The 14,117-nt window shown below is 34.9% G+C and carries 15 protein-coding genes; 11 read left to right on the top strand and 4 right to left on the bottom strand.

All coding sequences use genetic code 11. The features are described from left to right. Positions 1–74: 74 nt before the first annotated feature. The 7 genes from B0A67_RS14340 (at position 75) to B0A67_RS14315 (ending at position 3,743) form a co-directional block, all read left to right on the top strand. Positions 75–443, top strand: coding sequence for a winged helix-turn-helix transcriptional regulator (locus tag B0A67_RS14340; RefSeq protein WP_072954008.1), 369 nt, complete (start codon positions 75–77; stop codon positions 441–443). A gap of 63 nt (positions 444–506) precedes the next feature. Beyond that, entirely contained in the window at positions 507–938 is a 432-nt protein-coding gene (locus tag B0A67_RS14335; RefSeq protein WP_072954010.1) for a DoxX family protein, read from the top strand. A gap of 256 nt (positions 939–1,194) precedes the next feature. Continuing rightward, positions 1,195–1,410, top strand: coding sequence for a hypothetical protein (locus B0A67_RS14330; RefSeq protein ID WP_072954011.1), 216 nt, complete (start codon positions 1,195–1,197; stop codon positions 1,408–1,410). Positions 1,411–1,586: 176 nt separating this feature from the next. Continuing rightward, a complete protein-coding gene (locus B0A67_RS14325) occupies positions 1,587–2,060 on the top strand; it encodes a DUF6934 family protein (protein WP_072954013.1) in 474 nt (157 codons plus the stop codon). 2 nt (positions 2,061–2,062) lie between these two features. Beyond that, positions 2,063–2,227 (top strand): hypothetical protein, encoded by a 165-nt coding sequence (locus tag B0A67_RS24990; protein ID WP_207557342.1) that lies wholly within the window; start codon positions 2,063–2,065, stop codon positions 2,225–2,227. Positions 2,228–2,512: 285 nt separating this feature from the next. Continuing rightward, on the top strand, positions 2,513–3,349 hold the full coding sequence (locus B0A67_RS14320; protein ID WP_072954015.1) for a sulfite exporter TauE/SafE family protein: 837 nt from the start codon (positions 2,513–2,515) through the stop codon (positions 3,347–3,349). 4 nt (positions 3,350–3,353) lie between these two features. Next, positions 3,354–3,743, top strand: a complete 390-nt coding sequence (locus B0A67_RS14315) for a DUF1634 domain-containing protein (protein ID WP_072954276.1) — start codon at positions 3,354–3,356, stop codon at positions 3,741–3,743. A gap of 198 nt (positions 3,744–3,941) precedes the next feature. On the opposite strand, the gene B0A67_RS14310 is transcribed toward B0A67_RS14315, so the two are convergent. Beyond that, positions 3,942–5,357 (bottom strand): aminotransferase-like domain-containing protein, encoded by a 1,416-nt coding sequence (locus tag B0A67_RS14310; RefSeq protein WP_084074434.1) that lies wholly within the window; start codon positions 5,355–5,357, stop codon positions 3,942–3,944. A gap of 61 nt (positions 5,358–5,418) precedes the next feature. Next, positions 5,419–5,802 (bottom strand): hypothetical protein, encoded by a 384-nt coding sequence (locus B0A67_RS14305; protein WP_084074436.1) that lies wholly within the window; start codon positions 5,800–5,802, stop codon positions 5,419–5,421. Between the two features lie 328 nt (positions 5,803–6,130). Here B0A67_RS14305 and B0A67_RS14300 point away from each other — a divergent pair, with 328 nt between their 5' ends. Continuing rightward, a complete protein-coding gene (locus tag B0A67_RS14300) occupies positions 6,131–7,153 on the top strand; it encodes an LLM class flavin-dependent oxidoreductase (protein WP_072954279.1) in 1,023 nt (340 codons plus the stop codon). Positions 7,154–7,349: 196 nt separating this feature from the next. On the opposite strand, the gene B0A67_RS14295 is transcribed toward B0A67_RS14300, so the two are convergent. Continuing rightward, complete coding sequence (locus B0A67_RS14295) at positions 7,350–9,740, bottom strand: TonB-dependent receptor (protein WP_072954017.1); 2,391 nt, start codon at positions 9,738–9,740, stop codon at positions 7,350–7,352. A 334-nt stretch (positions 9,741–10,074) separates the two neighbouring features. Here B0A67_RS14295 and B0A67_RS14290 point away from each other — a divergent pair, with 334 nt between their 5' ends. Continuing rightward, a complete protein-coding gene (locus tag B0A67_RS14290) occupies positions 10,075–11,355 on the top strand; it encodes an acetyl-CoA C-acetyltransferase (RefSeq protein WP_072954019.1) in 1,281 nt (426 codons plus the stop codon). A 179-nt stretch (positions 11,356–11,534) separates the two neighbouring features. Here B0A67_RS14290 and B0A67_RS14285 read toward each other — a convergent pair whose 3' ends face one another. Further along, on the bottom strand, positions 11,535–12,146 hold the full coding sequence (locus B0A67_RS14285) for an FMN-dependent NADH-azoreductase (RefSeq protein ID WP_072954021.1): 612 nt from the start codon (positions 12,144–12,146) through the stop codon (positions 11,535–11,537). Positions 12,147–12,254: 108 nt separating this feature from the next. Between B0A67_RS14285 and B0A67_RS14280 the strand changes: the two genes are divergently transcribed. Then, positions 12,255–12,629, top strand: a complete 375-nt coding sequence (locus B0A67_RS14280; protein ID WP_084074437.1) for a winged helix-turn-helix transcriptional regulator — start codon at positions 12,255–12,257, stop codon at positions 12,627–12,629. Positions 12,630–12,752: 123 nt separating this feature from the next. Then, positions 12,753–13,856: a hypothetical protein gene (locus tag B0A67_RS14275; protein WP_072954023.1), complete on the top strand. Its 1,104-nt coding sequence runs from the start codon at positions 12,753–12,755 to the stop codon at positions 13,854–13,856. Positions 13,857–14,117: the final 261 nt, after the last annotated feature.

The raw sequence follows: 14,117 nt of genomic DNA, 5'->3' as shown, positions 1-14,117 counted from the left end.
GTTTTTTTATTATCTCTAACAAAGGTATATTTGTACTTACTTTTATACAAGTACTTACCCTAAAGTATGCACAAATGACAGCCATCAAAGAAACATCTACCATTCAGGAAAATAAGCAGTATGCCTTAGAAAAATGTCCTGTAACTTATGTAATGGAAAAAATTGGAGGATATTGGAAACCCATTATTATCTACCATCTTTCAAGCGGGGCTTTGCGTTACAGCGAACTTAAAAGAGCGATTCCGGCAGTAACAGAGAAAATGCTTATCCAGCATTTAAAGCAGCTTGAAGCTGATAATCTTATCATTAGAGAAGCAAAACCGGTTGTTCCACCTTTTGTAACCTACAAGCTTACCAATGCCGGAAAAGGTTTAATGCCCGTTATCGAAGCAATGGCAACATGGGCTTTCAAGGATAAGGAAGATGGATTTAATGTGTCGTAATATTTAAGAATTCTAAGAATCAACTGTATCAAAACATCCCTATTTTTACATAAAAATTCATCAATGAAAACTATATCCATACCACAAGCAGGTTTAATTTTAAGAATAGTTCTCGGAATCACAATGTTGTCAGCGGTTGCAGATCGTTTCGGATTTTGGGGCGCGCCAGGCGCTCCCGGAGTAGCGTGGGGAAATTGGGAAAACTTTATCACCTACACCCAAACCTTAAATTCTTTTGCCAGCAAATCTACAGCCGGAATATTAGGTGCTTTGGCAACTTTCTTCGAAATACTATTTGGTATCTTCTTAATCATCGGATTCAAAACCAGAATTATAGCTTTAGGAACCTCGGGACTAATGTTGCTTTTTGCCATTAGTATGGCGATTTCCGTTTCTATAAAAGCACCATTTGATTATTCCGTTCTCACAAGCGCTGCAGCGGCCTTATTGCTTTCTGCTACCGACAGAACTTCTTTCGCACTTGATAATAAATAAAAATTTCAGTTGAATAATTAGAAGCTGATCCAGCCATCCACTATATCTTTTCCTGCCTAAAGAAGGCAGAAAAAGGATGCCGTTCCTGTCTGGGCTAGGCACTCATTTTTATAAGATGTTTTTTCTCGTTCAGGCAAAACACATTAAAACACTTATAATGAGTATTTTATAAAACAAAATAAAGAATCATGTAAAGGATTAAAAACCTAAAGTTCTAATTTTGAAATAATTAATTATTAACGAAATAAATAACATTATGAAAACGCTAATCAAATCAAAAATCGCATTTCTTTTTATTGTAGTCGGACTTTCGTTTTCCTGCAAGAAAAACGATACCATTCCGGCCGATAGTACTTATATTGATTCAACAGAAATAGCAGTAGACAGTGTAAATGCTACTATCGACAGCACATCAGCGATTGTTGACACCGCAACAGTAAAAAGAGATTCTGTTATGAAGACAAAAAAATAGATCATGATCCCATTTTATAAAGGACTCCGACTCTTATTTTTATAAAAACTGCATTATATTAGTGGAGTTTTTATTTGTGAGGTTAAGACATTAACAAATTATAAAGCAATTTTTATCTTGTTAAATATATTTTATATAAAAGTATATTTCTACTTTTACCTGCAAATTTTAAATGAATGGATTATCCACATTATGATTTAAAGGTCAGTACTGATTCGACTATTTTTGAGTTTATAAGTTCGGGTAAACAAGGAAATATCTGTAAAATAATAAAGTTTACTATAACAAAAAATCCCGATATTATAAATTTAGGTTTCGGAGATAAAATTAATAGTAATGAAAAAAATGGAACATTTGATATTGATGATGTTAATATAACTGATAATGGCGACCGAAATATTGTTTTAGCTACTGTCGCAAATGCAACTTATATTTATACAGAAGTATATCCGGATAAATTTATTTTTTTCTACGGAAGTTGCAAAATTAGAACCAGATTATACCGCATGGCGATTTCAAGTAACTACGACGAATTGATAAAAACTTTTCTTATCTTTGGTATATTACAAAATCATGAGACGGGCAATTATTATAATGTCACTTTTAATAGTAGCAAAAATTTTGTTGGCTTTTTAATCAAAAGAAAATAGAAATGAAAAAATTAGACCAAAAAATATCGATAGACAAAAACACTTCAAAAACTAAATCTACTGTTTTTGTAGACAAAAAATTAGACAAAATCGAAAATGTAAAATTTGTTTCAAATAAAATAGAAGAAGTAAATAAGGTTATCAATAAATTTGAATTAAGTTTTTAATTTTTTTCTAATATAAAAATATCAAGGAGCTTTATGCTCCTTTTTTTATTATCAAAAATAATATTTCAAAAAACTAACAAAAAAGCAGAAGCAACTTTATAAAAGTCACTTCTCTCAAAAAAATATAAATCTAAGTTCTTATACAGAGGAAAAAAAAATGACTTTTATTAACAAATCAAAATCGTTCTAAAATAACGATTTCGCATTTTTAAGCTTTATTTAAGCTCCTAAAATCTTCCCGAATAAATATCAATTCGTAAATTAGCACCAACAAAATTTATCCGAATGACAGTACTTACATTTACCCTGATTATGATTCTTGGTGCTTTTTTAGCCGGTTTTATTGGCTCATTATCAGGTTTAGGTGGCGGAATTATCATAATTCCCCTTTTAACAGTCATTCTTGGCGTTGACATTCATTATGCAATTGGTGCAGCTTTGGTTTCTGTTATTGCAACTTCCTCAGGTTCAGCCGCAGCGTATGTCAGGGAAGGAATCACAAATATGCGACTGGGAATCTTCCTCGAAATTGCCACAACAATCGGAGCTGTTTGCGGAGCATTACTTTCGACCATCGCTCCTACTTCATTCATCGCAGTCTTATTTGGACTTACCTTAATTTTTTCTGCTATAAATTCACTTCGAAAAAAAGAAGAACATATTGTTTTAGAATCAAGTCCTTTGGCTAAAAAACTACGATTAGAAGGCACTTATCCAACTCATGACGGGCAAGTGGTACATTACGGAACCAAAAATGTAGTGGGTGGTTTTAGCATGATGGGAATTGCCGGTATGATGTCGGGTTTATTGGGTATTGGTTCCGGTGCTTTTAAAGTGATCGCTATGGATAATATCATGAGAATCCCGTTTAAGGTTTCTACCACAACCAGTAATTTTATGATGGGTGTTACCGCAATGGCGAGTTCTGTCATCTATATTCAGAAAGGTTATATCGAACCTGGAATTTGTATGCCTGTTGTTATTGGTGTTTTGTTTGGCGCTATGGCAGGAGCAAAAGTACTGGTAAAAACCAATCCTAAAAAACTAAGAATCTTTTTTGCGTGCCTGATTTTTGTGCTTGCAGTAAACATGATATACAACGGACTTAATGGAAAAATCTAAAGTTATGCAACACGAAAAATTTGGCGAAAAAGATTTTCAAACCATTATTGGTAATTTATTGCGCTATGGTGTATGGATTTCATTATCTGTAGCCTTTATTGGCGGAATCGTATATTTAATGGGCCACAGCAACGATATCGAAAACTATTCTGTTTTTAAAGAAAATGACCGCAATATCTTCGAAGTAATTGCAGCCATATATAACGGCGCTATTCAGGGAAATGGAGAATCGCTAATCTTCGTTGGGATCATCTTACTTTTTCTAACGCCGGTATTACGTGTTTTACTGTCTTTATTTTCTTTTCTTTTAGAGAAAGATTATCTGTATGTAGTCATTACATTAATCGTTATTGTAATCATTCTGATCAGTGTTTCATTTGGATTTTCTCATTAGATAACAATTGTTTTTTTTATTAAACACATAGAAACATAGGTTTTATGTGTAAATAAAGAATGCAAAAAAGAAACCCATTTCTTTCACATAGCTGGCTGGCTATGTGAATTTAAAATAAGTGAAACTCCTTTTTATAAGTTTACAAAATCTATGTTTCTATGTGTTTAAAAAATCGCATAGTTCATTAAATGCAAGTGTTTAAAGACTATTTTTCACCAATTGTCCTAATCGTTTTAGATCGAGTTCTACTTTTTCCTTCCATTCCAAACCAAAATTAAGCCGCATACAATTGTTGTATTGATCGTGCTGTGTAAAAATTCTGCCCGGAGCAAAACCTATTTTTTGCTGGATTGCTTTATCATACAAAACAGCGGTATCGATACTTTTATCCAGCTCAAGCCAAAGAAAAGAACCACCCTGCGGTTGTGAAATTTTAGTATTTTCCGGAAAATGATCCTCAATTGTACGCTGAAAATTCAGTGAATTGGTATACAATGTGCTTCTTAAAGTCCTTAAATGATGATCGTATCTTCCGTGCTCTAAGAAATCGGCAATTACTTCCTGATATAACGAAGGCATACAAACTGTCTGCGCCATTTTTTGCCTGATAATTTTATCTTTAAATTTTCCCGGTGCTACCCAGCCTACCCGATATCCCGGTGCCAAAGTTTTAGAAACTGATCCGCACCACATCACAATTCCCGCTTCATCGTAATACTTGCAAGGCTTTGGCCTAACAGTTCCAAAAAACAAATTACCATATAAATCATCCTCAATTAAAGGAATATTATGATAGGTAAGCAATTTTACCAATTCTTTTTTATTTGCATCCGGCATTAAACTGCCTAAAGGATTACTGAAATTGCTCATAAAACAGCAAACATCCACTTTATGAATCACTTTCTTTAAAGCCTCTAAGTCTACTCCTGTAGTGGGATGTGTTGGTAATTCGATAATATTAAGTCCCATATTCTGGGCAATCTGAATAATTCCAAAATAAACCGGACTTTCAATAGCAATAGTATCTCCGCGTTTGGTAACGGCCATCAAACAATTGAAAATAGCGTTCATAGCGCCGGAAGTAGTGACAAAATCATCCTCTGTCAATTTTCCTTCTAATACGATGGCCCATTTTGCTACATTTCGTCTCAAATTAGCACTTCCCTGAACAGGTTCGTAACTTGTACCGCTTTCTGCCAGATTTCGTACAACTTTAGCAAGACCTTTATTGAGTTTAGCAATAGGTAACAAACTCGGATCCGGAACCCCAATCGAAAATCGGGTGATATCCTTATCGCTCAGACTATCAAAAACCTTTGTGATCAAATCCTCAGAAGTCATTTTTTGTTCTGATAACTTCAGCTTGTTCATTGAAGGAATCAGCAGCTTTCTATTCGAAGTTTTACTGACATAAAATCCTGATTTTGGACGTGATTCTATCAGCGATTTACTTTCTAATTCTAAAAAAGCCTGTTTTATGGTATTCATGCTTACATTATGCAATTTCTGAAAAGCACGAATAGACGGAAGTTTGTCTCCAATTTTTAAAGTTTCGGAGAAAATTTGTTCCTGAATAGTATTTGCAATTTTTAGATATAAAACCTCTCTTGCCATTTTTTAATCGTTATCTGTATCCTGTAAATTTACTAAAATTAAATCTGTAACCTTTACTGTATTAATTACAAAAATTTAACCACGATGATAATCTTTCAGTCGCATTTTGAACTTTTATTTTGCGTGATTCCGGATCTGCAAACGTCGTATTAAAAGTATTTTGGGCATGAAATTTTAAATCCTGCTCTACCTCGACACTATAAAATTCCTGCTCCCAGTACGAGTTAATTTCCGGTTCTCCTACTTTATTTATTAAAACAAAAGCATAACCGATTACGCGATTATCAAAAGTGGCAACACTTAAAGGAAGGCCAAAATGGCCCGGTAATTTTACAAATTTGCTTTCATTATCGTTCACCTTATTTTGGTAAATATTTACAACAGATTTTAAAGACGATATGTTAATTGAATCGAATAGAATGTTGTCTGTTTTTGTGGTATCCATTGCTGTAGCTGTTTAATTTCTTAACAAAATTAGGGGGTAAAAGAGATCAGATACAGATACAAAAATCATTTAATTTCAGGGTACAGATGACAAATTAATTATAAACTTAAAAATTGTAACTTGTAGATAAGTTTAAAATAACACGAATTGCACGAATTTGCACAAATCATAATTGGTTAGCCTTAGTTTGTGAAATTAATTTCACAAACTAATTCGTGCAAATTGGTGAAATTCGTGTTTAAAATTGATTGCTATTTATTCCGAATGCTAACCCTTAATGCAGTTTTTTTGATAACAGAAAATTAAATTTTAATATCTTTACTATATGATAGAAATAGGTATAGACAGTTTTGCTTCGGCGATGTACGGAGACAACAACACTTTGAGCAGTGTCGATGCAATGGAACAATTACTGCAAAGAATCGAGTTGGCTGATCAGGCAGGACTTGATGTTTTTGGAATTGGAGAGCATCATAAAAAAGAATTTTTAGATTCGGCTACAGTTGTCATATTAAGTGCAGCAGCAGCCCGTACAAAACGCATTCGATTATCAAGTGCCGTTTCTGTATTAAGTGCCGCAGATCCTGTAAGAGTTTACCAAAGTTTTGCTACACTGGATTTAATTTCGAAAGGAAGAGCTGAAATTGTAGTGGGACGCGGATCTTCTATTGAGGCTTATCCGCTTTTTGGATTTAACCTAAATGATTACGATGCTCTTTTTAGCGAAAAATTAGATCTGTTGCTTCAAATTCGTGATAATGAATTTATCACCTGGTCCGGAAAATTTCGACCAGCCTTGAATAATCTACCAATATATCCAAGAGCATTACAGGAAAAACTACCTATCTGGTTAGGTGTTGGCGGAACTCCGGAATCTTTTGTGAGAGCAGGATCTCTGGGATTACCTTTGATGGTAGCTGTTATTGGCGGACAAACACATCGTTTTAAACCCTTAGTCGATTTGTATCGTGAAGCCGGAAAAGTGGCAGGTTACAAACCCGAAGAACTAAAAGTAGGCTTGCATTCACCCGGTTTTGTGGGAAGCACAACTGCAAAAGCCATCGAAGAATATTATCCGGGTTATGCTGAACTTTGGACCAAATTAGGCAGAGAACGCGGTTGGCCACCGGTAACAAAAGATAAATTTGACGGTCTTATTGATGATCAGGGTGTTTTGGTTGTTGGCGATCCGGAACGAATTGCCGAGAAAATTTTACGCCACAGCGAATCTCTTGGCGGTATCTCAAGATTTACATTCCAGATGGATAATGCAGGACTTACACACACGCAATTGATGAACGCTATAGAACTCATAGGATCAAAAGTAATTCCGTTGATTCATAAAGGATAATATTTGCCACAGATTAAAAGATTAAAAGGATTTATATTTTAATAAAACTTCAGACCTCTGTCGCTTTGCACCTCTGAACCTTAAAAACAAAAAAGCATCCGCCATAACGACGGATGCTTTTTGTTTTTAGCTAAAGACAGGCAAAATAAAAACCAGTGAAAACCCGTTTAAATCTGCGTCATCCGTTGCTTATAAATTAGAATTTATACGTTACACCTACCCTAAAGTTTCTGGGAGCTTCTGTTTGCCAATAGTATGCACTAAGCCACTCATAATAAGATCCGCTATAAAGGTATTTATCCAAAATATTAAATACATTGGCCGTAATTTTTATTTTTCCGGTTTCATATGATAAACCTCCGTCAAGTTTAAAATAACTTGGTAATTTTTCAAGTCCTACACTCCAGCTATCTGTCTGACGTCCATCTAGGAAAGTTCCTCCAATCGAAGCCCCTAATCCTTTTAGTTTTCCATTTTGAACTGTATAATTTAACCATGCATTTGCAGTATGTTTAGCATATCCCGGAACAACAGAACCTACTGTTATACTCGAAATAGCAGAACTTGTTACTACAGACTCTGTAAAAGCATAATTTGCGATAAGATTTAAACCGTCAAATAATTTTCCTCTCACATCAAATTCAATCCCTTCAGCTCTCTTTTCTCCTAAAACAATTTTATAAATATCGTTTGGTCCATTTGTAGGATCAGCAGTAAGTTCGTTTTCTTTTATAATACGGTAAACAGATGCTGAAGTATTCCACGATCCGTCAAACCAGTCTTTTTTGATACCAAATTCTATATTATTCCCGGTTAGCGGTTTTACTTTATCTCCATTTTTAATGATACCGGATTGTGGTAAAAAGGCCTGATCGTATAATCCGTAAACGGCAAGGTCATCTGTTACAGAAAAACTAACCCCCGCACGTGGTGTAATATGGCTATCTTCCTGTGTTTCTCCCCAACTTGTCTCACTAATCCAGGTATATCTTGCAGCAAGAGTTACTCTTACTTTGTTTTCAAAAAAACCAAGCTCATCCTGAACATATGCCGCTGCATATTCTGAATTCATTTTACCACCAGCTCTTACTGAAAGTGGTGTAGTATGATCAAAAGCAGGGAAACCATTAGAAGGTGTTCCGTAATTTGGGTTATAAACATTAAATGGATTAGCCGGAGTATCAAGATTATGAGATTGTCCCCAATCTGCCATATAATCTTTACTTCCTAAATCTGCCCCGCCTAAAACTTTATGGGTAATTGGTCCGGTAGTAAATTTTCCGTTGACGAATATCTGACCTAAATACATATTACTTTCGGCATCCCAAATAGCAACATTTCTTATAATATTTCCTTTTCCAAGAGCATTATCATCAGAACCTACAGCACTTGGCCACGAACTATATCCTTGTTGAATATATTTAAAGTATGAAGTTTGTGCCGTCAGTTTCCAATTGTCATCAAACTTATGTTCAAACATAAGGTAACCACTATGATCCTGAATATTAGTATCCGGCAATCCTGGTTGTGTCATAGTAAATCCTACTGGTAAAGTGGCATATCCCTCAGATGCAGGACCAAATACATAATAAGATCCAACCTCCGTCATGTTGGCATACTGAAAATTATATTCGGCAGTAATTTTTGTTTTATCATCAACCTGATACGTAATCACCGGAGCAATTACATAACGGTCATTGTGTTCAAACGGACGATGTGAACCTTTTTTTTGCGCTGCTGCATTAAAACGGTACAATAATTTCCCTTTTTTATCCAGTTTTCCGTCAAAGTCGACACTTGCTCTGTAAAAGTCATAACTTCCTGCCATTACAGTAGCTTCCCCTTTAGTAATTCCAGTTGGTTTTTTAGTTACCACATTATAAAGTCCGCTTGGATCCCCGCTCGAAAGCATAAATCCTGCCGGTCCTTTTACAAACTCGATATGATCTACAAAGCTCATATCCTCAGTAAGAGGTCCCCAGAAAGATGAAACAACATTAAAACCATTACGAAAAGCCTGAACCTGAGAACCACGCATTTTTATATTCGTATATAAATCTCCCCAATGTTCTGAACGTACAGCACCACTCACGTTTCTGATTACTCCATCACTCATACTTGTAATTTGCTGATCTTTTAGAGTCTGAGCACTTACAATCTGAATGTTTTGTGGAATCTCCAAAATTGGTGTCTGAAGACGTAGCGACAAGGAAGGCTTATCCTGTTTGTACTTATTTTTGGTAATTACCACTTCATCAAGATCTTCCTGACTTTCAGAAAGCATGAAGTTTTTAGTAGTGGTTTGTTTTGCAGTAACCGTAATTTTATCTTCTACAGAATGAATTCCTACTGCACGAATACTAATCGTATAAGTCGCAGGTTTAACATTCTTAATTTCATATTGCCCGTGTTCATTTGTCACGGCTGTATATTTTGTTCCTTTAAGAGCGACAGCAACATTCTCTGCAGGAACATTGCCACTCAAGGTAATTTTTCCTGTTACTTTTCCCGCTTCCTGACTCATCATTTGCAATGAGGTAAAAAGCATCAGAAAAAATAAAACTTTTTTAATCGTTATTATATTCATTTTATTTGGTTTTGATTACGTTGGCAAAAGTAATAGCTAAAAATCTGTTATGCAAATTATTTTTAATCATTCTAAATAAATACAACTTTTAAAATAAGATATGTCTTTTATTGTGTAAAAATTCTCTTTTTGAACTGATACCCAATCATTCATAAAAAGTGTTATTATAATTGGAATATATCCCTTATTTGATAGTCCTGATAATATGTAAAAAGCCGGATTTCAAAAAACAAAACCAAACTATTATGGCGATTTTACTCCTGTTGATCTGTAATTTTCAAATAAGTCTGCTTATCTTTAATCTGGAAAATCTTCCTGAAACAAAATTTAAGCTATGAACAATACCACGACAATACGAAAAGTAGCCATTGTTGGTTATAACCGAATTCCGTTTGCAAGGGCAAATACTGCTTACGCCGACGTTGGAAATCAGCAAATGATGACTGCCGCGCTTAATGGTCTTATTGATAAGTACAATTTAAAAGGAAAATTATTAGGCGAAGTGGCCGGCGGAGCGGTAATCAAACATACTTATGACAGTAACCTGATTAGGGAATGTGTCATGAAAACTTCTCTTGATCCCGCAACTCCTGCCTGTGATCTACAGCAGGCTTGTGATACCGGTATAGAAAGTGCAATATATATTGCGAATAAAATTGCTCTTGGACAAATCGAATCCGGAATTGCCGGTGGCGTTGATTCAATTAGTGATATGCCTATTGCAGTAAGTGAAAAATTAAGGAAAATTTTGCTCGATACCCGAAAAGCAAAATCATTGGGCGAAAAAATAAAACTTTTCTTAAAATTACGTCCCAAAGATTTTACGCCTTTGGTTCCTCGAAATGAAGAATCACAAACGGGACTTTCGATGGGCGGACATACTGAAATCACGGCAAAATATTATAAAATTTCCCGTCAGGATCAGGATGATTTAGCGCTAAAAAGTCATTTGAATATGGCAAAAGCCTATGACGAAGGTTTTTTTAATGATATGATTACGCCTTTTAACGGACTTGATAAGGACAATAATCTAAGAAAAGATAGCACGCCGGAAAAGTTAGCCAAACTAAATCCTGCTTTCGACAAAGTAAACGGAACACTTACTGCAGGAAATTCAACACCGCTTACAGATGGCGCTTCCTGTATCCTTTTAGCCAGCGAAGAATGGGCAACAGCACAAGAGCTTCCAGTTTTAGCCTACATTACTTTTGCCGAAGTTGCTGCTATAGAATATGCCAAAAATCAGCAGAACCTTTTATTGGCTCCATTATTTGCCGCCAGCAGAATGCTGGATAAAGCAGGATTTAACTTGCAGGATTTTGATTATTATGAAATTCACGAAGCCTTTGCTGCGCAGGTTTTAGCTACTTTAAAAATTTGGGAGAGCCCTGAACTTAGTGTACAATTAGGCTTAACGAAAACTCTTGGTGCAATTGACAGGGAAAAACTGAATGTAAAAGGAAGCAGTCTTGCCGCGGCACATCCTTTTGCCGCAACCGGAGGAAGAATCATTGGCGTCATGGCAAAACTATTAAACGAAAAAGATTCCGGAAGAGGCTTCATTTCTATTTGTGCTGCCGGAGGTCAGGGAGTAACTATGATTATTGAGAAATAATAATTTACTTGAATATTCAAACCTGACAGGTTTTAAAAATCTCTCATTTTTTTGTGGATGACAATGATTGTGGTTAAATCTGATCTACAAAAAACTTAACATAAAACCCGACAAGTTTTTAAAACCTGTCGGGTTTACTACATACGAAAATGTCCAACTATCGTAATTGTATTTTCAATTTAAAAAGCGAATTCTTCAACCGCAGTCAAAGCTTTTGGTAAAGCATTTTCAGCAAAATCAGGGATTGCAGTTCCTTCTACACGAAAAGTGGTCACATCAGTAATTCCTAAAAACCCTAATACGGCACGCAAATACGGTTCAGAGAAATCATAACTTTTATAAGGCCCGTCAGAAAATATTGCACCGGAAGCAATTGATAAAAATACCTTCTTATTTGTCAGCAATCCTTTTGGCCCGTTTTCATCATAACTAAACGTCTTACCTGCCCTCGCCACCTGATCAATCCAGCCTTTTAGTACCGCAGGAATTCCAAAATTGTAAAGCGGTACCCCAATCACAATGATATCAGCATTCAGAACCTCATTTGTAGCTTTATCAGAATACTTCAGCGTTTCTTTTTGCGCATCAGTCTGCTGTTCGGCCGGCGTATAAAATGCACTAATATCCAATTCACTTAAATACGGTAAAGGTGTTTTTGAAAGATCAAGTGTTTCTACCTCTATTTGGTTATACTCAGCTTTGAGTTTATCCAGAATAGCATTCGATAATTTATTACTAAAAGAAGCATCACCTTTGATGCTTGTTACTATATTCAGAATCTTTTTGCTCATTTTTATCATTATTTTGTTTTACAATACAAACTTATTTACATTTACTATCTCTTTTATAGTACTATCCTCAAGGATAGCGCTATCCTTGAGGATAGTAACATTAGAAATATGAAAACAAAAAGCGAAATAACAGATGAGATGGCTTGTGGCCAACCGGAAGAATGTCTGGCTGCACTGCGTCCCGTAAGAGATGCATTAGAAGTTTTAAACGGTAGATGGAAATTACCAATTTTGATTGCATTATCGAACAGACCAAAACGATTTAAGGAAATTTCTAAAGATATCAACGGAATTACAGACAAAATGCTTTCGAAAGAACTTAAAGATCTGGAGATAAACAAACTCGTTACCAGAACTGTTTATGATACTTTTCCGCCCACTGTTGAATATGCAAGAACAGAACACAGCCACACATTGTACAATGTCATTGGAGCACTAAACGAGTGGGGAATTTTACACCGAAAAGAAATCATTCGTCATTAGGTAAGTTTACAAAATAGCATACCCAGAGAAATTCTACCCAACGGATTAATCACTGTAACAAAATCTAAAATGAAATGTCTCTATAAGTAAAAAACCTTATAATCACTTTATATTTTTTGGGCTATGAGAACTTTAAAACTAGCTGCTTTACTTATTGTTATTTTCTTTTCATTATCGAAAATAAATGCTCAATCGAATCAAAATGACAGTATAAAGCTTGATTACACGAGGATTTATTCTCTCGCATTAGATGGAAATCCTAAACAGGTTTTGCCTCTGCTGGAAACAGATCCCACTAAAAAAATAGCTGAAAAAGATTTAAAATTCAAAACAGATTTCGAAAACCGATTCAAATTTGAAGAAGACAAAAGTGATTTTTTGGAAAACCGAAAATCAAAAATAGATGAATTACTAAAAATTTACAGGGACTACTGGCGATTGTCTTTTTTAAATAAGGAAAAGAAAAATGATTCCCTGATCATGAAAAATGTTTCTAATTTTCTAAAAACAAACTTTCCCCCGGCAGAAAAGCTTACTCTTAATGAAGACAGCATCAATGTCTATCAAAAAAAATACATCGCCAGTTTAGGCTATCATACCACAGGATTTGGAAAAACCGGAAGTTTGTATGATTTATTGGTTTGGAAAACACAAAAAGATACGGTTTATAAACTCAATTATGATGGAAAGGAAACTCCTGTCAAAGTTTATTTTATGAATGATTTTATCACATTAGGCTGGAGTGAATACGCTACTTTGGGGCGCTATTATCCTGCAGGCTGGGCTACCAAAGAAGCTTTATTTTGTGTAAAAAAAGCATATGATTTAAAATCAGAAACATTCAGGGTGAGTTACATTGGACATGAAGGCAGGCATTTTGCCGATTATAAATTATTCCCCTATTTAAAAGGTGTAGGCTCTGCTGATTTAGAATACAGAGGAAAATTGACTGAGCTGGCACTTTACTCTAAAGATGGACTTTATAAAAGATTGCAGTTTTTTATTAATAATGGCAATTATGAAAGCGAAAATGGCCATTCGATTGCAGCTTACTGTGTGATAAGGGATTTGTCCCGATATTTTTTTCACAACGACTACGAGAAAGATATCGAAAAATGGAAAGCTGTTCCATCCAAAAAAATAAATGAAGCGGCAGCAGTAATTCTCAAACAAAACACAAAATCACTGGAGAAAATTCCAAACGTTGAGAAGTTTATCAAGCAGTAAATATCTTAATTCTTAGCAGTAAACCCATTTTAGCAGACCATTATCTCTGAAACTTTGTCAAACTCACCTATCTCTTAAGTATTTAACATTTTTTGAAACCGGAACATTCTGAACTATGGGTTTTCACTATGCGGAGTTTAAAATCACTTCATCTGCATAAAGAATCATGGATAAAATATGAATTAGCGAAACATTCTAAATAAGCGAAAAATAGTTTTTTCATTACAAAACCTCATTTTTTTATAGTAAATTAGACCTTCT

This window comes from Flavobacterium aquidurense, from assembly GCF_002217195.1.
Classification (GTDB): domain Bacteria; phylum Bacteroidota; class Bacteroidia; order Flavobacteriales; family Flavobacteriaceae; genus Flavobacterium; species Flavobacterium frigidimaris.
Note: the sequence above shows the minus strand (reverse complement) of the source record. Positions and strands in the feature narration are given on the sequence as shown.